The 16,100-nt window shown below is 65.9% G+C and carries 20 protein-coding genes; 7 read left to right on the top strand and 13 right to left on the bottom strand.

The annotated features are described in order from the left end of the window. Position 1 precedes the first annotated feature (1 nt). The 6 genes from PHP91_RS01940 to PHP91_RS01915 are packed head-to-tail and all read left to right on the top strand — an operon-like array spanning position 2 to position 6,257. The gene (locus PHP91_RS01940) at positions 2-1,306 is read left to right on the top strand and encodes an alkaline phosphatase family protein (protein ID WP_300136038.1); all 1,305 of its coding nucleotides are present in this window, start codon (positions 2-4) and stop codon (positions 1,304-1,306) included. Between the two features lie 3 nt (positions 1,307-1,309). After that, positions 1,310-3,427: an ATP-dependent helicase gene (locus PHP91_RS01935; protein ID WP_300136036.1), complete on the top strand. Its 2,118-nt coding sequence runs from the start codon at positions 1,310-1,312 to the stop codon at positions 3,425-3,427. A 14-nt stretch (positions 3,428-3,441) separates the two neighbouring features. Continuing rightward, positions 3,442-4,392, top strand: coding sequence for a thiamine-phosphate kinase (gene thiL / locus PHP91_RS01930; RefSeq protein WP_300136033.1), 951 nt, complete (start codon positions 3,442-3,444; stop codon positions 4,390-4,392). 8 nt (positions 4,393-4,400) lie between these two features. Then, positions 4,401-4,811, top strand: coding sequence for a tRNA (N6-threonylcarbamoyladenosine(37)-N6)-methyltransferase TrmO (gene tsaA / locus PHP91_RS01925; RefSeq protein WP_300136030.1), 411 nt, complete (start codon positions 4,401-4,403; stop codon positions 4,809-4,811). Further along, entirely contained in the window at positions 4,811-5,677 is an 867-nt protein-coding gene (locus PHP91_RS01920; protein WP_300136027.1) for an alpha/beta hydrolase, read from the top strand. Before tsaA ends, PHP91_RS01920 begins: the two co-directional genes overlap by 1 nt. Before the next feature lie 10 nt (positions 5,678-5,687). Beyond that, the gene (locus tag PHP91_RS01915; RefSeq protein WP_300136024.1) at positions 5,688-6,257 is read left to right on the top strand and encodes a chalcone isomerase family protein; all 570 of its coding nucleotides are present in this window, start codon (positions 5,688-5,690) and stop codon (positions 6,255-6,257) included. Positions 6,258-6,335: 78 nt separating this feature from the next. Here PHP91_RS01915 and PHP91_RS01910 read toward each other — a convergent pair whose 3' ends face one another. The 11 genes from PHP91_RS01910 to PHP91_RS01860 all read right to left on the bottom strand — a co-directional run bounded on the left by PHP91_RS01910 (position 6,336) and on the right by PHP91_RS01860 (position 13,748). Continuing rightward, a complete protein-coding gene (locus tag PHP91_RS01910; RefSeq protein ID WP_300136022.1) occupies positions 6,336-6,908 on the bottom strand; it encodes a DUF5698 domain-containing protein in 573 nt (190 codons plus the stop codon). Positions 6,909-7,040: 132 nt separating this feature from the next. Further along, positions 7,041-8,030 (bottom strand): ketol-acid reductoisomerase, encoded by a 990-nt coding sequence (gene ilvC / locus PHP91_RS01905; RefSeq protein ID WP_300136019.1) that lies wholly within the window; start codon positions 8,028-8,030, stop codon positions 7,041-7,043. A 118-nt stretch (positions 8,031-8,148) separates the two neighbouring features. Continuing rightward, positions 8,149-8,640, bottom strand: coding sequence for an acetolactate synthase small subunit (gene ilvN, locus PHP91_RS01900; protein ID WP_300136016.1), 492 nt, complete (start codon positions 8,638-8,640; stop codon positions 8,149-8,151). A 12-nt stretch (positions 8,641-8,652) separates the two neighbouring features. After that, positions 8,653-10,344, bottom strand: coding sequence for a biosynthetic-type acetolactate synthase large subunit (ilvB, locus tag PHP91_RS01895; protein WP_300136013.1), 1,692 nt, complete (start codon positions 10,342-10,344; stop codon positions 8,653-8,655). Between the two features lies 1 nt (position 10,345). Further along, positions 10,346-10,576 (bottom strand): DUF465 domain-containing protein, encoded by a 231-nt coding sequence (locus PHP91_RS01890; RefSeq protein ID WP_300136010.1) that lies wholly within the window; start codon positions 10,574-10,576, stop codon positions 10,346-10,348. A 37-nt stretch (positions 10,577-10,613) separates the two neighbouring features. Further along, complete coding sequence (locus PHP91_RS01885; protein ID WP_300136134.1) at positions 10,614-10,904, bottom strand: DUF167 domain-containing protein; 291 nt, start codon at positions 10,902-10,904, stop codon at positions 10,614-10,616. Positions 10,905-10,919: 15 nt separating this feature from the next. Further along, positions 10,920-11,426: a DivIVA domain-containing protein gene (locus tag PHP91_RS01880; RefSeq protein ID WP_300136008.1), complete on the bottom strand. Its 507-nt coding sequence runs from the start codon at positions 11,424-11,426 to the stop codon at positions 10,920-10,922. Between the two features lie 19 nt (positions 11,427-11,445). Next, positions 11,446-11,760 (bottom strand): YggT family protein, encoded by a 315-nt coding sequence (locus PHP91_RS01875; RefSeq protein ID WP_300136005.1) that lies wholly within the window; start codon positions 11,758-11,760, stop codon positions 11,446-11,448. A gap of 92 nt (positions 11,761-11,852) precedes the next feature. After that, a complete protein-coding gene (locus tag PHP91_RS01870; RefSeq protein ID WP_300136002.1) occupies positions 11,853-12,533 on the bottom strand; it encodes an HAD hydrolase-like protein in 681 nt (226 codons plus the stop codon). A 16-nt stretch (positions 12,534-12,549) separates the two neighbouring features. Continuing rightward, on the bottom strand, positions 12,550-13,371 hold the full coding sequence (locus PHP91_RS01865; protein ID WP_300135999.1) for a hypothetical protein: 822 nt from the start codon (positions 13,369-13,371) through the stop codon (positions 12,550-12,552). After that, positions 13,368-13,748, bottom strand: a complete 381-nt coding sequence (locus tag PHP91_RS01860; RefSeq protein WP_300135997.1) for a hypothetical protein — start codon at positions 13,746-13,748, stop codon at positions 13,368-13,370. Before PHP91_RS01860 ends, PHP91_RS01865 begins: the two co-directional genes overlap by 4 nt. Before the next feature lie 201 nt (positions 13,749-13,949). Here PHP91_RS01860 and tatA point away from each other — a divergent pair, with 201 nt between their 5' ends. Next, positions 13,950-14,147: a twin-arginine translocase TatA/TatE family subunit gene (tatA, locus tag PHP91_RS01855; RefSeq protein WP_300135994.1), complete on the top strand. Its 198-nt coding sequence runs from the start codon at positions 13,950-13,952 to the stop codon at positions 14,145-14,147. Positions 14,148-14,241: 94 nt separating this feature from the next. Here the strand turns inward: tatA and PHP91_RS01850 are convergent, their stop codons facing one another. After that, positions 14,242-15,144, bottom strand: a complete 903-nt coding sequence (locus tag PHP91_RS01850; protein ID WP_300135991.1) for a hypothetical protein — start codon at positions 15,142-15,144, stop codon at positions 14,242-14,244. Next, positions 15,137-16,066 carry a hypothetical protein gene (locus PHP91_RS01845; RefSeq protein ID WP_300135988.1) on the bottom strand — a complete coding sequence of 310 codons (930 nt, stop codon included), beginning with the start codon at positions 16,064-16,066 and terminating at the stop codon, positions 15,137-15,139. Before PHP91_RS01845 ends, PHP91_RS01850 begins: the two co-directional genes overlap by 8 nt. Positions 16,067-16,100 lie beyond the last annotated feature (34 nt).

Here is a 16,100-nt window from a genome sequence, read left to right as displayed (position 1 = left end):
CATGAGCCTGCTCCTGTCCGCCGCCGCGCCCCGCCGCCGCCTGGCCGTCCTCGGCCTGGACGGACTGCCCCTGGCCCTGGCCCGACGGCTCGGCGCGACCCTGCCGAACATCGGGCGGCTGGCGCAAGGCGCGACAACGGTACGGGCCGAGCTGCCCGAGCTCTCGCCGGTCAACTGGACCTCCTTCTACACGGGCGAGGGTCCGGAGGCCCACGGCGTCCTAGGCTTCTCGCGCATGGACCCGGCCACCTACCGGCTGGACGTGGCCTGCGCCGCCGACGTTCGCCGCCCGACCGTCTTCGACCGGCTGGGCGCGGCCGGGCTGGTCTCGCGCGTGGTCAACCTGCCCAACACCTACCCGGCCCGGCCCCTGCGCGGAATGCTCGTGGCCGGGTTCGTGGCCCCGGAGCTGACGCGCGCGGTCTATCCGCCCTTCCTGGCCGACCTGCTGGCCAAGTCCGGCTATCGCCTGGAGGCGGACACCACGCGCAGAAACGGCGACCTGGACTACCTGCTGGGCGAGCTGCGCCGCACCCTGGACTCCCGGCTCACCGCCCTCTCCCTGCTCTGGGACGACCTCGCCTGGGACCTCTTCGTCCACGTCTTCACCGAAACGGACCGGCTCTTCCACTTCGCCATGGACGCGGTGCTCGACCCCGGCCATCCGCGCCACGACGCCTGCCTGGCCTTCCTGAAGGACTGGGACGCGGCCATCGGCGTCTTTCTGGCCAAATACGACGCCCTGCCCGGCGAGAAGCGCCTCCTGGTCATGGCCGACCACGGCTTCACCCGGCTGGCCACCGAAGTCTGCGTCAACACCTGGCTTCGACAGCACGGCTACCTGTCCCTGACCGGGACCCCGGCCGATGAATGGGACGCCTCGGTCATCGCCGGGCCGAGCCGGGCCTTCGCACTCGATCCGGGGCGCATCTACCTGCACCGCCAGGGAAGGTTCGCGCGCGGCACCGTCCAACCGGAAGAGGTTGAACCGATCCTTGAAGAAATTAGAAACGGGCTGCTGGGGTTGACCTGGAACGGCGAGCGGGTCATGGAACAAGTCCTGCGCGGCGAGGAATGCTATCCCGGCATGGAGGGGGGCCTGCGGCCGGACCTGGTCTGCGTCGGCCGCCCCGGCTTCGACCTCAAGGCCAAGTTCGACCGCGACGCGGTCTTCGGCCTGCACGGCCGGACCGGCGCGCACACCGTGGAGGGCGCGATCTTCGCGGACAGCCAGGGCGCACGGCCGGAGCGCATGCGGGACGTCGGCCGGATCGTCCTCGACCACTTCAACCTTTCGGGAAACTAGCCCATGAGCATCGATTTCGAGAACGACCTGAACGAGGCCCAGCGGGAGGCCGTCTTCGCCACCGAAGGTCCGGTGCTGGTCATCGCGGGCGCGGGCTCGGGCAAGACCCGGACCATCGTCTACCGGCTGGCCCACCTGGTGGAGACCGGCGTGGACCCGGCCCAGATCCTGCTCCTGACCTTCACCCGCAAGGCCGCCCAGGAAATGCTCTCCCGCGCCGAATCCATCCTCGGCCGCCCCCTGACCGGCACCAGCGGCGGCACCTTCCACTCCTTCGCCTACGCCACCCTGCGCCGCAACGCGGCCGACATCGGGTTTGCGGGCGGCTTCACCCTGATGGACCGGGCGGACAGCGAGAACGTGTGCAAGGAGGTCAAGGACGAACTGGAGCTTGGCAAGGGCGACCGCTCCTATCCCAAGAAGAGCACCCTGCTCGACATGATCACCAAGTCGCGCAACAAGGAGCTCTCCATCGAGGGCGTGCTGGAGCGCGAGGCCTACCACCTCTCCCCCTACCTGGAGGACCTGAACGCCGTGGCCGCGGGCTACGCCCGGTTCAAGCGGGACCATGCCCTGGCGGACTACGACGACCTGCTCTTCCTCCTGGACGAGTTGCTGGAGAAGAACGAACCCCTGCGCAACCAGCTCCAGACCCGCTACCGCTACATCATGGTGGACGAATACCAGGACACCAACCTGGTCCAGGCGCGCATCGTCCGCCACCTGGCCGGGACGCGCGGCAACGTCATGGCCGTGGGCGACGACGCCCAGTCCATCTACGCCTTCCGTGGGGCAAACGTCGCCAACATACTGGAATTTCCGAAGATATTTGAAGGTGCGCGAGTCATCCGCCTGGAGCGCAACTACCGCTCCGTGCAGCCCATCCTGGACCTGACCAATGAAATCCTGAAGGGCGCGACCACCAAGTTCGACAAAACCCTCTACTCCGAGCTGCAAAGCGACCGGCTGCCCGAAGTGGTCCATCCCCTGAGCGACCAGACCCAGGCCCGCCTGGTGGTGGACGAGATCATCGAGCTGGGGCGCAAATACCCGCTGCACGACGTGGCCGTGCTCTTCCGCGCGGGCTACCAGTCCTTCCCCCTGGAGGTGGCCCTGACCCGCGTGGGCATCGACTACCAGAAGTTCGGCGGCATCCGCTTCCACGAGGCCGCGCACATCAAGGACGTCCTCTCCTACCTGCGCCTGGTCCAGAACCCGCACGACCTCCTTGCCTGGCAACGCGCCCTGGACCACGTCAAGGGCGTGGGCCCCAAGAGCGTGACCAAAATCTACCAGGCCGTCCACGCCCGCGACGACAAGTACCTGGGGAAAATGTTCAAAAAGCACGAGCAGCTCCGCGAACTCTTCGCCGAATTGGACGCCCTGCGCGGCCTGCCGCCGCGCCCCGCCGCCCTCATCGAACGCATCCTGGCCTTCTACCAGCCCATCCTTGTGGAAAGATACCCGGACGACTATCCCAAGCGCCAGGCCGGGCTGGAGCAGTTGGGCCAGATCGCGGCCGGATACACGGACATGGAGCAGTTCCTGGGCGACCTCAGCCTGGACGGCGACCCGGACGACGAGCAGCGCAAGGAGAACGCCGTGGTCCTGTCCACGGTCCACTCGGCCAAGGGGCTGGAGTGGAGCGCGGTCATCCTCATCGACCTGGTGGAGGACCGCTTCCCCTCGCGCAAGGCCATGCAGCGCGCCGAGGACCTGGAGGAGGAGCGCCGCCTGATGTACGTGGCCTGCACCAGGGCCAGGGAGTGCCTCAAGCTCTTCGTGCCCGCCTCGGTCTACAACCGGGCCAGCGGCCTGTCCGACCCCACCCTGCCCAGCCCCTTTGTCCAGGAGCTGCCCGCCGGGGTCTACGAGCGCAAGAACGAGTCCTACGGCGGCGGCCTGCGCCCCGTCACGCCCCTGCGCGTCCATGCGCCGGATTCAGCTCCCTCGGCAGGGTCCGCCGCGCCGGTGGGCGATCCGTCCAAGCTCGGCTTTTGCAGGCACAAGATTTTCGGCAAGGGCAAGATCATCGCCCAGCCCGAACCCAACAAGTTCAAGGTCAATTTCCCCGGCTTCGGCATCAAGACCATTGTCGGAGATTATCTGGAACTCCTCTAACAAGCTGGCATATCATGAAAAGCGAAGAACAATTCCTCAAGCTGATCGACGCGCACTTCCCGCGCGAGGGCCAGGCCGTCACCCTGGGCCGGGGCGACGACTGCGCCGTGCTCGCGGGCGGCGAGCCCTTTTGCGTCTCCTCCGACCTCTTCCTGGAGGACGTCCACTTCCGCCGCGACTACTTTTCCGCCGCCGACATCGGCTACAAGGCCCTGGCCGTGAACATCAGCGACATCGCGGCCATGGGCGCGCTGCCCGTGGCCTTCAACATGGACCTCATGGCCCCGGCCGACCTCCCGGACGAGTTCTGGGACGAGTTTCTCCACTCCATGGCCATGCTCGCCCGCCAGAACGACATGGTCCTGACCGGCGGCGACCTCTGCCGGGCGGACAAGCTCGGCGTGTCCATCACCGTGTTCGGCGTGGCCAAGGGCGGCGGCAGGTTCCTGACGCGCGGCAACTGCGCCAAGGGGGACGTCCTCTTCACCGTGGGCGACCTCGGCATGGCCCGGGCGGGCTTCATGGCCCTGGAATCGCTGAAGGACAAGGCGCGCGAGGCCTTCCCGGCCGCGGTCAACGCCCACCTCCGGCCCAAGCCCAAAGTCCTGATCGGCACCCTGCTCAAGGCCGCCGGGGCCAAAGGGCTCATGGACGTCTCGGACGGCCTGGCCCGCGACCTGCCCCGCTTCCTCGGCCCGGACCTGGGCGCGGACATCGCGCTGAAGGCCGAACAGCTCAACGGCAACGTCGTGGCCTTCGCCCTGGCCATGGGCGTGGACCCCGTGGAGGAGGCGATCCTGGGCGGCGAGGACTACGCCCTGCTCGGCTGCGCGAATTTCATGGACATGCCGCGCATCGAGACCGTGCCCGGCGTGACCGTCATCGGCGCCGTCACCGACAAGCCCGGCCTGGTGGTCAACGGCGAACCGTTTGACGCAGCCGGGTTCGACCATTTCGAACAATAGGAGTCGCCATGAAACCGGAACTCGTCATCATCGGCCACGTCCGTTCCACCATCAAGACGCGCGACGACGCGCCCAAGATGGAGGACGAACCCGGCGCGGTCCGGGCCCGCATCGAACTGGACCCGGCCTATGCCGATGGCCTGCTGGCCATGGAGCCGGGAGCGCAGCTCGACCTGCTGACCTGGTTCCACCAGTCCAGCCGCGACGCCCTCCAGGTCCACCCGCGCGGCAACCTGAACTCGCCCCTGCGCGGCGTGTTCACCACCCGCTCGCCCAACCGGCCCAACCCCATCGGCCTGCACCAGGTCACCGTGGTCGCCGTCGAGGCCCCGGCCACCCTGGTCGTGGAGCCGCTGGAGGCCATCGACGGCACGCCGGTCATCGACATCAAGCCGCGCAAGAAGGAACGCAGAGGCTGATGGACGATCGCTTCGAGGCCGTGGAGACCCTGGGCGACGACCACGTCGGCGGCCGGGTGACCGCGGACGACGGCGCGCGGCTGTGGGTGGACGTCCACGGCCGTGGACGTCCCGTGCTACTGGTGCACGGCTGGGGCGCGAGTTCCGCTTTCTGGCGGCGGCAGCTCTGCCTGGCCGATCGATTCCAGGTCGTGACCCTGGACCTGCGCGGCCACGGGCGGTCCAACGCCGTCCCGCGCGGCCACACCCTGGAACGCCTGGCCCGCGACCTGCGCGACGTGATCCGGGCCCTCAACCTGGACCGCGCCGCCCTGGTCGGCTGGTCTCTGGGAGGCTCGGTGGTCCTGGAGCACCTGCGCCTCTTCGGGGCCGCCCGCCTGGCCGCCCTCGGACTAGTGGAGTCCTGCCCCTATCCCTTTTCCGACGCGCCCTGGAACGGCCACCGCCTTCGGGACCGCAACATGGCGGCCATGGAGGAGGACCTGCGCCGCATGGCCGAAGACCGGACCGGCTACGGGAACCGGTTCGTGGACGGGATGTTCCTCTCCTGCCGCGCCCCGGCCCACGGCCGGCAATGGATGCTGGCCGAACACCTCCGGGCCGATGCCGGAGCCCTGGCCGCGCTCTACCGGGACTACGCCCGGCGCGACCTCACCCCTGTGCTGCCGGCCATCGCCCTCCCCTGCCTGGCCATGTACGGCCTGGCGCGCCACGTCCGGGCCGGCGGCTCGACGGGCCGGTTCGTGGCCGGGTCCATCCCCGGCGCGCGCCTGGTCACCCTGGAGCACAGCGGCCATTTGCCATTTTACGAGGAAACTGATCTATTCAATCGGGAACTGTCAGCGTTCCTCAGCCATTTGCCGTAAGGAGGCCCCCATGCGACATGCAAAACTCCTTGTTCTCACCCTGTTCGCCGCGCTCTGCCTGGCCCAGGCCGCCCCGGCGGTCCAGAAGGCGGGCGTCAACCTGCCCGACACCGTGGAGGTGGGCGACGCCACCCTCCGGCTCAACGGCGTGGCCCTGCGCGAAAAGTTCGTGTTCGACGTCTATGTCGCCGGACTCTATCTCACAGAAACCTCGCATGATCCCAAGGCAATCCTGGCCAAGGACGCGCCTCGCATGATGCTCATGCACTTCGTGCACAATGCGGACGCCGGGGCCATCAACAAGGCGTGGGTGGAAGGGCTCGAAGCCAACGTCATCCCCGTGACCCCGGAGCTTCGGGCCAAATTCGTCCAGCTCGAGGAGATGATGCGCAACATGAAGGAAGGCGACGAGATGGGCTTCACCTACACCCCGGCCACCGGCACGGACGTGGTGGTGGCCGGCAAGCCCATGGGCGGCATTCCGGGCAAGGACTTCGCCGACGCCATCCTCTCCACCTGGATCGGCCCTAGGCCGGGCCCCGGCGAAAAGTTCAAGGCCGCCCTGCTCGGCGGCAAGTAGCGGGCGCGGCCCGGCCAAGCCGGGTCCCCAACAGACCAAACAAAAACGCCCGGTTCACGTTGAACCGGGCGTTTCCCTTTAAAATTGCGGCGCCAGCCGCCGGAGGGGCGCGAGCAACCTGCCCGCCCGGCTGCGCGCGGGGCCATGCACCGCGCTCGCCCCGCCCGCGGTCTCAAAGGTGTAGAAGAGTTCGGGATCGGCCTCGCGGGCCACGGCCAGGAGCTGCTTCATGTCCCGGCGGCGGCAGACCACGAACTGGACCGTGACCGGCCCCTCGGAGCCTTCCCCGGCCACGGTGGTCACGCCGAAACCGGCCCGGCGCACCGCCCCGGCGATCTCCCGGCCCAGCCGGGCGCTGATGATGCGCACCACCACGTTGCCCAGGGCGAGCTTCTTCTCGGCCAGGATGCCGACCACGTTCCCACCTGCGTAGCCCACGGCGTAGCAGATGCCAAGAAACGGCTCCTCGCCCACCTTGAGCATCACGGCCGAGGTGCCGAAGATCCACAGGGTCATCTCCAGGCAGCCCAGGACAAAGGCCATCCGGGATTCCCCGAGAACCGTTATCATGGTCCGCACGGTCCCGATGGTCAGGGACGTCAGCTCCACGAAAAAGACCACTATTCCCAACAACAGAATATCCACAGGCATCGCCTACCCCTCCGACGAAAAATCGCGAGCTCATTTAAGGACGGCGGAGGGGCTGGTCAAGCGTTTTTTTCGCGCAAAAAAAGGGCGGTTTCGCAACGAAACCGCCCTTTTTTATTTGCTGAATGAAACCGGCTACTTCTTGAGCCAGCTCATCATGCCGCGCAGGCGGGCGCCCACTTCCTCGACCTGGGTCTCGGCATTGATGCGGCGCATGGTCTTGAGGCCGACCTGGCCGGCCTTGTTGTCCAGGATGAAGTCGCGGGCGAACTTGCCGGACTGGATGTCGTGCAGCACGCGGCGCATTTCCGCACGGGTCTCGTCGGTGATGATGCGCGGACCGGTGACGTAGTCGCCGTACTCGGCGGTGTCGGAGATGGAGTAGCGCATCTTGGCCATGCCGCCCTCGTACATGAGGTCGATGATGAGCTTCATCTCGTGCAGGCACTCGAAGTAGGCCATCTCGGGCTGGTAACCGGCTTCCACCAGAGTGTCGAAACCGGCCTTGCACAGGGCGGTCAGGCCGCCGCAGAGCACAGCCTGCTCGCCGAAGAGGTCGGTCTCGGTTTCTTCCTTGAAGGTGGTCTTGATGACGCCGGAGCGGGTGCCGCCGATGCCCTTGGCGTAGGCCAGGGCGAGATCGGTGGCCTTGCCGGAGGCGTCGGCCGCCACGGCGACCAGGCAGGGCACGCCGCCGCCCTCGGTGAAGGTGCGGCGAACCAGGTGGCCCGGGCCCTTGGGGGCGATCATGACGCAGTCCACGCCCTTGGGCGGGATGATCTGCTGGAAATGGACGTTGAAGCCGTGGCCGAAGGCGATGACGTTGCCTTCCTGAAGGTACGGGAGAATTTCGTTGGCGAAGACTTCGGCCTGATACTGGTCAGGCAGCAGGATCATGATGATGTCCGCCTTGCGGGCCGCCTCGGCCACGGACATGGGCTCGAAGCCGTGTTCCTTGGCCAGCTCGAAGTTGGGTCCGCCGGGACGCTGGGCCACGATGACGTTGACGCCGGAGTCACGCAGGTTCTGGGCATGGGCGTGGCCCTGGCTGCCGTAGCCGACAACGGCCACGACCTTGTCCTTCAAGAGGCTCAGGTCCGCATCATTCTCGTAATACACTTTCATGGGATTCACTCCTCATATTTTAAGCCGCGAGGGCTGTCATTAGCGCTTATATAAACATGCGAAAAAACCGGACCAAGGGCTTTCACCCCGGGTCCGGGACATCGCCTGATTGCACGGATTAAAGGTCGATCTGCATGGAACGCTGCATGGCAACGTTGCCGGTGCGGGCGATCTCCTTGATCCCGAAACGGGTCAGGAGATTGATGAGCGCGCCGATCTTGCCCTGATCGCCCGTGACCTCGACGGTCACTTCGTCCGGGCTCACGTCTACAACCTTGCAGCGGAAGATGTCAACAATCCGCAGGACCTCGGCCCGCTTGGAATCCTCGGCGTTGACCTTGAGCAGGACCATCTCCCGCTCCACGGATTTCATCTCGGTCAGATCCTTCACCTTTATGGTGGGAATCAACTTGCGGAGTTGCTTGACGATCTGCTCGATGATGGCGTCGTCGCCCTCGGCCACGATAGTCATGAGGGACACGCCCTTCTCCAGGGTGGGGGCCACGTTCAGGGAATAGATGTTGAACCCGCGCCCGCTGAAGAGCCCCGCCACGCGGGACAGGACGCCCGGCTCGTTTTCGACCATCACGGAAAGTGTGTGCTTGTTCATGTCGCCGCCCTCCTACACCAACAACATCTCGGTCAACGACGCGCCGGCCGGGACCATCGGGTAGACGTTCTCTTCCTTTTCCACCCGGATGTCCACGATAACCGGCTTGTCCACCTTGAACGCCTCGCGGAGCGTCTTCTCCACGTCCTTCTTCTCGGTCACGCGATAGCCGACGGCCCCGTAGGCCTCGGCCAGCTTGACGAAGTCGGGCTGGGCGTCCATGCACGTGGCGCAATAGTTCTTCTCGTAGAAGAGCTCCTGCCACTGCCGGACCATGCCGAGATAGCCGTTGTTGAGAATGACGATCTTGACCGGCAGCTTGTTGCAGACCACGGTCATCATCTCCTGGATGCACATCTGGATGGAGCCGTCGCCCGCGATGTCGATGACGAGCTTGTCCGGGAAGGCGCGCTGCGCCCCCATGGCCGCCGGGAATCCGTAGCCCATGGTGCCCAGACCTCCGGAGGTCAGCAGCGTGTTGGGCCTGGTGTATTTGTAGAACTGGGCCGCCCACATCTGGTTCTGGCCCACCTCGGTGGCGATGATGGCGTCGCCCTTGGTGATCTCGTAAATCTTCTCGACCACGAACTGCGGCTTGATGGCGTCCGTGTTGTCCTTGTAGGTCAACGGATGCTCGCGCGCCCAGGTCTGGACCTGGTCGACCCAGGGCTGATGGTCCGCCTGCCAGTCGAACTCATCCAAGGTGGCCTTGGTCTCCTTCTTGAGGGCGGCCAGGGCGGACTTGCAGTCCGCCACCAGCGGCACGTGCACGGAGACGTTCTTCTGGATGGAGGTCGGGTCCACGTCGATGTGGACGATGGTCGCCCTGGGGGCGAAGGTGGTGATCTTGCCGGTGACGCGGTCGTCGAAGCGCGCGCCCACGGCCAGGAGCAGGTCGCAGTTGTTCACGGCCATGTTGGCCGCATAGGTGCCGTGCATGCCGAGCATGCCCAGGAACAGCTCGTCGTCACCGGGAAACGCGCCCAGGCCCATGAGGGTGGACGTGACCGGGATGCGGAGCTTGCGGCCAAGCCAGGTCAGCTCCTCGTGGCTGCCGGAGGTGATGACGCCGCCGCCGGAGTAGATGAGCGGGCGCTTGGCCTCCTTGAGCAGCTTGACCACCTTGCGCACCTGGCCGATGTGCGGCTTGTTGGTGGGTTTGTAGCTGCGCATCTCCACCTTGTCCGGGTACTCGAACTCGGTGATCTGGTTCTGGACGTCCTTGGGCAGGTCCACCAGGACAGGACCCGGCCTGCCGGTGCGGGCCAGATAAAAGGCCTGCTTGACGGTCTTGGCCAGGTCCTTGATGTCCTGCACCAGATAATTGTGCTTGGTGCACGGCCGGGTGATGCCGACGATGTCCACCTCCTGGAAGGCGTCATTGCCGATCAGGGCGCGGGGCACCTGGCCGGTGAAGATGACGACCGGGATGGAGTCGGCATAGGCCGTGGCGATGCCGGTGACGGTATTGGTGGCGCCGGGACCGGAGGTGACTAGGCATACCCCTACCCGGCCGGTGGCGCGGGCGTATCCGTCTGCAGCGTGAATGGCGCCCTGTTCATGGCGCACCAGAATGTGCTCGACGGACGATCTGGGTATTTCGTCATAGATGTCGATGACGGCTCCGCCAGGGAAACCGAACATGACATCAACCCCTTCCTTTTCCAGACACTTGAGGAGTATCTGGGCCCCGGTCAGTTTCATCTTACGCCTCCATGGCCCGATATTTGTCCAGCAGGGTCTGCAACGTGGTCTTGCCTGCCAGCTTCTTCTTCTTGAGTTCCTTCATTTCTTGCATCTCGGTGGGTGACAGGTAGCTCTTGGACTCAAGCTTGTCCAACATCTTCTCGTACGTAACGTGCTGTTCCCACAGAGCCTTCAGCTGAACGTCCTCGATCCCGTACTTCTCAATGAGTTCAAGGTCTTTGGATTCCATGTCCCGCTCCTTTTTTCAGGTTATACGGCCGCTCCGGCTACAGGAAAACCCGCCAATCGGGCTCGGCCGTGCTCGCTATGGCCAGGTGCTTCTTTCGGCTGGCATGCCCATGCTCGATGGTCACCTGGTTTTTCTTCAGTCGCAATGCGTCGGCAACGAAAGCCACAAGCGCCTTGTTGGCCTTGTTGTCGACCGCAGGGGCGGCAAGACGGATTCTGACGCACTGCTGGTAGAGTCCGGAAACTTCCGTTTTCCGGGCTCCCGGCTGCACCCACACGGCCAGACGCCATCCGTGCTCGCTCCTGCTGACAAATTCCGGTCGGGAGATATGGCAACAACCGCCTTAATCTACTTTTTTCAGGTATTTGACCTTGGACTCCAGGGCCTCGACCATTTCCTTCTCGGGGTCATCCGTCTCCAGCATCTCCAGGTGGGACTTGAGCAGCCCCTTGAGCTGGATCTCGAAACGGGCGCGCTGCCGCTTGAGCCCTTCGATCTCCTCATGGACCTGGGCCACGCGGTTGTGCCCCTTCTGGACCATGGCGTCGGCCTTGGCGCGGGCCTCGTCGATGATGAGCTGGGCTTCCTTTCCGGCGGCGACCTTGAGATCGTCCACCATCTTCTGGGTGCTCATCAGCGTGTCGCGCAGGGTCTCGTCGCGCTGGCGGTATTCCTTCACCGCCTGCTCGAGCTGCTTGATCTTCCGGCGCAGCGCCTTCTGGCTGTCGGCCGCGTCGCCCAGGACCTCGGCCAGCTCCAGCATGAACTGGTCCACCTCCATGCGCGAATAACCGAACATGCGGCGGGAAAACTGTTTGTTGAGCAGATCGATCTTGGAAACGGCGGTCATCGAACCCCTCCTTGATACGCTACATGCCGGAACCGCGCAGGGACATGGCGAGAACCGCGAGGTTCTGGACCACGACGATCTTGCACACCTGGATGGCCAGGATCACCACGATGGGCGACAGGTCGAACCCGCCGACCACGGCAAAGGGAATCCATCGGCGGATGCGGTAGAAGACCGGCTCGGTCACCCCACGCAGGAATCGGACGATGGGATTGTAGGGATCCGGATTGACCCAGGAGAGCAACGCGGAAATGATGACGATCCAGAAATAGATGGAAAGAACGGTGTCGATGACGAAAACAGCCGCCTGGACCAACGTCCCGAGAAAACCCATGAATCCTCCAGAATGGGCGGACCTGTCGGCGGTCCGCACGGTATAGTGTCAATTGACGACAATTTCGCACACAGGGTAGCAAGAATCAAGCCCTAAAACACTCTGCCCCGCTCTTTGTAGCATCGCTGCATGACTGCGCGGAGGTCCCAGAAACTGTTGATGTGCACCTCGGCCCGGAGCGTGGGCGCGCGGTGCGCCCAAAAGCGGACGCCCGCCCCGATGGCCGCCTTCTCGTCCACATGGGTGTCGCCGATGTAGGCCACTTCCTGCGGGGCGACCCGAAGCTCCTCCATGATGCGGAAGAGCCCTTCCGGGGACGGCTTGGGCCGCGTGGTCAGGTTGGTGGTGATGACGGGACGGAAGAACCCCTCCAGGTCCATGATGCGCAGGATGGGGTCCATGAGGCTGCGGCTGGTGTTCACGGCCATGGCGAAGCCCGCCGAGCGGAGCCAGTCCAGGAACTCGCGGATGCCCTCGGACCGCTTCAGGTACGGATTGAACATCGTGGGATCGAAGCTTCGCACGATCTCCCACGTCCGGGCGTAGAGCTCGTCCGTGGGCGCGATATAGCGCAGGGCCTCGACGTGGGTCCGGCTGTGCACGTAGAGCTTCTCTTCCTCTGTCAGGGGCGGCAGGCCGAGCCGCTCCTTTATCTCGCCGTAATAGCGCATATTCGACTCGTAGGAGTCGATGAGCACGCCGTCGCAGTCGAAGACGACCGCCCTGACCCCCTCCACCAGGCGGGGGTTCATCAAGGGATTGGCAATGGCCATGTGGTCTCCAGTGGGGTTATCGGATCACCGCCACGGTCACCTCGCGACGGGCCGGCGGCAGGTTCGCCGGCTCGATGCGGCGACCGGCGAACCGCCAGGCGGGCTGCCGTGCCGCCAGCGCGCCGGCGGGCAGGCCGAGCTTCGCGTCGGCCGGGGAAAATTCGATGCCCAGGTCCTCCCAGGCGGCGTGGATCGCGTCGTCCACGCAGACCAGCACGTCGTCCTCGCCGATGAAGGCGGGCAGGGCCTCGACGATGCGCTGCCAGGGCAGTTGGACCTCCTGGCCATCCGACGCTCCGCCGGTGTGGCTCTCGGTCCCGCCATGGGCGGCCACGCCGGGCTCCAGCCGGTCCTCGTCATCCACGCCCAGCCCCTTGTCCATGGCCGACCAGGCGTTCTTGACGCGCTCCTCCAGCCCCTGGAGCTCCAGCATTCGCTCCTCGAAGAACCAGGCGAGCAGCAGGACGAACTGCGCCCTGGCCCTGGCCTCGCGCTCCTCGCGCCGGGCCTTTTCTCCCTGGCCGTCGTCGAACTGGCGCGTCAACTGGGCCTGGATGGACATGGAGGAGCCCTCATAATAATCGTCGGCCGTCACAGCCCCGAAATAGGCCATTTCGCCGGGGTCCTTGAACTGTTCGCCGAAGCGGATGGAGTCGTTGATCAGCGCGGTCGCGGTCTTGGGGTCCAGTGGAAGGTCGTCCGGCCTGAACGCCTCGGGCAGGGACTCCGCCGTCATGCCCGGATCGAAGAAGCGGACGGACGGGATCAGGTCCTCGGGGAACAGGTACGAATGCATGTAGGGAAAGGCCAGCAACATCGACGACTCCTTGGTTTTCACGCTTTCTCCTCGGGCTCGGCCGGACGGAAGTGGCGGCAGCGCCCCTCGCAGGCGGGCAGGTTCAACCGGCACAGGCCGTCCACGACGTGGAGGCAGGCCGGGGCCTCGGCCGCCGCGCAAAATTCATGGCGCGCGCAGTGCAGGGTCCTGCGCGCGAGCCGCTGGAACTGGCGGGCCCAGAGGCCGGACACCGCGTCCTGCTCCACCCGGAACGCTTCGGCCCGCGACAGGAACTCGTCGAAGGCCTCGGCCCAATGCTCCAGCACCAGGCAGCGGTACCTGGCGTCGTACCCGGGGTTGAGGTGCTCCTCGTACAGGCACCGCCCGGCGTCGAAGTGTCGGCACCCCTCTCCGGGCAATCTCGCGATTTCGGCCATGGCGCTCCCGTCCGTCCGGGAACCCTCCCGAAGCTTTCGCAAGGTGTATAGTCCCGCTTAATGATTGTAAAGGGATAACGTCCGCCCGCCGGCACGGCTCCGCGCCGTCCGGAAAAGCGCCATGTCCTTGACCTGCCGGGAGGCCGGGTGTATAGCCAGGCTCTACCCACCATCAAAGACGTTTATTATTGGAGGCTATACATGATCGGCGGATTCGGCATCTGGGAACTTTTGATTATTCTCGTCATCGTGCTGGTCATCTTCGGGGCCAAGAAACTGCCGGAAATCGGCGGCGGCATCGGCCAGGCCATCAGCAACTTCAAGAAGGCCAGCAGCGAACCGCAGGAAATCGACGTGACGCCCAAAAAGGAAACCGAAGAGAAGAAAAAGGAAGACTAGTTCTTCCGGACGCCAAGGGAATCAAAAAGCCGACTGCCATGCAGTCGGCTTTTTTGTCGTCCATCGACCGGGCCGACAGAACGGGCCGGCCGGATCAGTTGGCGGCCCGCTCCTCCAGCTTGTAGCTCAGCCCGCGCTGGGGCAGGAAGCCCTGGAGCTGCACGGCCAGCCGGTCGGCGCTCAGCAGGCGGAAAACCCAGGTGGCCCCCACGCCCGTCGGCTGCATGTCCATCTCCACCAGGCGGACGTCCTGGACCGAGGAATCCCAGCCGCGCAGGACCCGGTCGAACTCCAGGGCCGCGTCAGGCGAGAACCAGCCGGTCACGGCGAGGGTGTGGCTCTCGGACCGGGCCTCGGCCGCGTTCTCGCGAACGAAATAGCGTGCCCACAGGTCGAGCCACAGGGCCGGGATGTCCTTGCCGACCGCCATCCATTCGCGGTCCGCCGTCTCCAGACGGGCGCGGTAGACGTCCTTCTCCCGCGCGCGCTCCAAGGTGAACCGGGGCAGCGCGGAATCCTCCGCCCGGAGGCCGCTGAGGACTTCGAGATGCTCCACCTGGGCGCGGGTGGCCTCGTCCAGGTCGCCGGGCAGGACCACCGAGGCGGAGGTCGGCCCGTCGGCCATCAGCCCGAGCCCCCGGAGGCCTTCGCGCAGGGTGGACTTGTTCACGGTGACGTCCAGGCTCAGGATCAGCCCGGCCTTGGAGGCCTCTGTGGAGAGGACCTTGTAGCCCATGACGTACGGCTCGGCCCGGCCGGTGAGGTATTCCTTGAAGTATTCCGCGCGGGCCTCGTCCAGCTTGGCGGGCAGCATGGCCTGGGAGGCCTCCGCCACAGCCTGGGCGAATCCCTCGGCCATGGCCAGGGCGCGGATATGCATGGCGGAGAGCCCCTCCTCCATGGGCCGGAACACGCGGACCTCGGCGGCCCCGGCCGCGTTGCACCACAGGGCCAGCGCCAGGAGCGAGGACAGGAAAAGACAGGGGAATCTACGCATTGCCGCCCACCTCCGCCGGGGCCTGACCCGGAATTTCCTCCGGCTGCGCGGGCGGGTCGAGGACGATGACCAGCCGACAGTTGTCCACGGCGTCGGCCGAGCGCATCACGGCCCGGACCAGCCTCGCCATGGGGGTGGGGACGATCAGGTCGGTCCGCCAGGAACCATAGGCGCTGACGGCCTTGATGACCAGGGGATGGCTGCCCACCCGCTCCCTCAGCGCGACGGGATCGGCGGTGGACGCATAGGCGGCGACGCCCCTGTCGATGGCGCTCTGGCGGCTGACCAGGAACGGGCCGTAGGCTCCCTGGCCGTCCTGGCCGTAGACGACCGGGGCCAGGGCCGGGGTGACCTTCAACCCGCGCGCGTCGATGACCACGCCGGTGTAGCCTCCACCGCCGCCGCCCACGTGCTCGGGCTCCCCTTCCTCGAAGTCCAGGCGCTGTTCCATGGAAGTGGAGAGCTTGGGCGGGATGCCGCTCTGGAACTGGATCGTGGTCGGCAGCACCAGCTCTGCCAGCTTGCCGCGCAGGGATTCCGAAACCCGGATTTCACCGCCCTCGGCAAAGAGCGCGGGCCGCTTGAGGGGCGAGTTCTGCACCGCGCCCCGGACCCGCGCGGCCATCTCGTCGTCCTCGGAGAGGTAGGCCCCCACGGTGCTGCGGGCGTCGACGCGGATGCCCAGGATCATGTCGAGGAGTTGCTTGCGCGCGCCGGAAACGGCCTTGCGCACGGCGATGGCCCCGGACTCGGATTCCCCCCCGGCGGAGGCGTCGAGGATGCGGGCCACGGTCAGTTCGCCGTCGCCCCAGGCGATGGTTCCGCCCGGCCCGACGGGCTGGACATATCCCTGGAAGGCCGACGCCGGGCCGGGAAGGGCCAGGAGCAGGGCCAGGGTCAACAGGAGTTTGCGTATAGGCATTGGTGCGATTATCCTTGGGTGCGGTCCCGCGCGC

This window comes from Pseudodesulfovibrio sp. (genome assembly GCF_028692895.1).
Taxonomy (GTDB): domain Bacteria; phylum Desulfobacterota; class Desulfovibrionia; order Desulfovibrionales; family Desulfovibrionaceae; genus Pseudodesulfovibrio.
Note: the sequence above shows the minus strand (reverse complement) of the source record. Positions and strands in the feature narration are given on the sequence as shown.

Bases quoted from the DNA above. Each gene is read 5' to 3' on its own strand.
- PHP91_RS01940 (WP_300136038.1), top strand. From the start codon at position 2: ATGAGCCTGCTCCTGTCCGCCGCCGCGCCCCGCCGCCGCCTGGCCGTC.
- PHP91_RS01880 (WP_300136008.1), bottom strand. From the start codon at position 11,426: ATGACCGCCGTTTCCAAGATCGATCTGCTCAACAAACAGTTTTCCCGC.
- PHP91_RS01850 (WP_300135991.1), bottom strand. From the start codon at position 15,144: ATGCGTAGATTCCCCTGTCTTTTCCTGTCCTCGCTCCTGGCGCTGGCC.
- ilvB (WP_300136013.1), bottom strand. From the start codon at position 10,344: ATGAAACTGACCGGGGCCCAGATACTCCTCAAGTGTCTGGAAAAGGAA.
- PHP91_RS01915 (WP_300136024.1), top strand. From the start codon at position 5,688: ATGCGACATGCAAAACTCCTTGTTCTCACCCTGTTCGCCGCGCTCTGC.
- PHP91_RS01845 (WP_300135988.1), bottom strand. From the start codon at position 16,066: ATGCCTATACGCAAACTCCTGTTGACCCTGGCCCTGCTCCTGGCCCTT.
- PHP91_RS01935 (WP_300136036.1), top strand. From the start codon at position 1,310: ATGAGCATCGATTTCGAGAACGACCTGAACGAGGCCCAGCGGGAGGCC.
- PHP91_RS01875 (WP_300136005.1), bottom strand. From the start codon at position 11,760: ATGGGTTTTCTCGGGACGTTGGTCCAGGCGGCTGTTTTCGTCATCGAC.
- PHP91_RS01920 (WP_300136027.1), top strand. From the start codon at position 4,811: ATGGACGATCGCTTCGAGGCCGTGGAGACCCTGGGCGACGACCACGTC.
- PHP91_RS01860 (WP_300135997.1), bottom strand. From the start codon at position 13,748: ATGGCCGAAATCGCGAGATTGCCCGGAGAGGGGTGCCGACACTTCGAC.
- PHP91_RS01870 (WP_300136002.1), bottom strand. From the start codon at position 12,533: ATGGCCATTGCCAATCCCTTGATGAACCCCCGCCTGGTGGAGGGGGTC.
- PHP91_RS01890 (WP_300136010.1), bottom strand. From the start codon at position 10,576: ATGGAATCCAAAGACCTTGAACTCATTGAGAAGTACGGGATCGAGGAC.
- ilvC (WP_300136019.1), bottom strand. From the start codon at position 8,030: ATGAAAGTGTATTACGAGAATGATGCGGACCTGAGCCTCTTGAAGGAC.
- tsaA (WP_300136030.1), top strand. From the start codon at position 4,401: ATGAAACCGGAACTCGTCATCATCGGCCACGTCCGTTCCACCATCAAG.
- ilvN (WP_300136016.1), bottom strand. From the start codon at position 8,640: ATGAACAAGCACACACTTTCCGTGATGGTCGAAAACGAGCCGGGCGTC.
- PHP91_RS01910 (WP_300136022.1), bottom strand. From the start codon at position 6,908: ATGCCTGTGGATATTCTGTTGTTGGGAATAGTGGTCTTTTTCGTGGAG.
- tatA (WP_300135994.1), top strand. From the start codon at position 13,950: ATGATCGGCGGATTCGGCATCTGGGAACTTTTGATTATTCTCGTCATC.
- thiL (WP_300136033.1), top strand. From the start codon at position 3,442: ATGAAAAGCGAAGAACAATTCCTCAAGCTGATCGACGCGCACTTCCCG.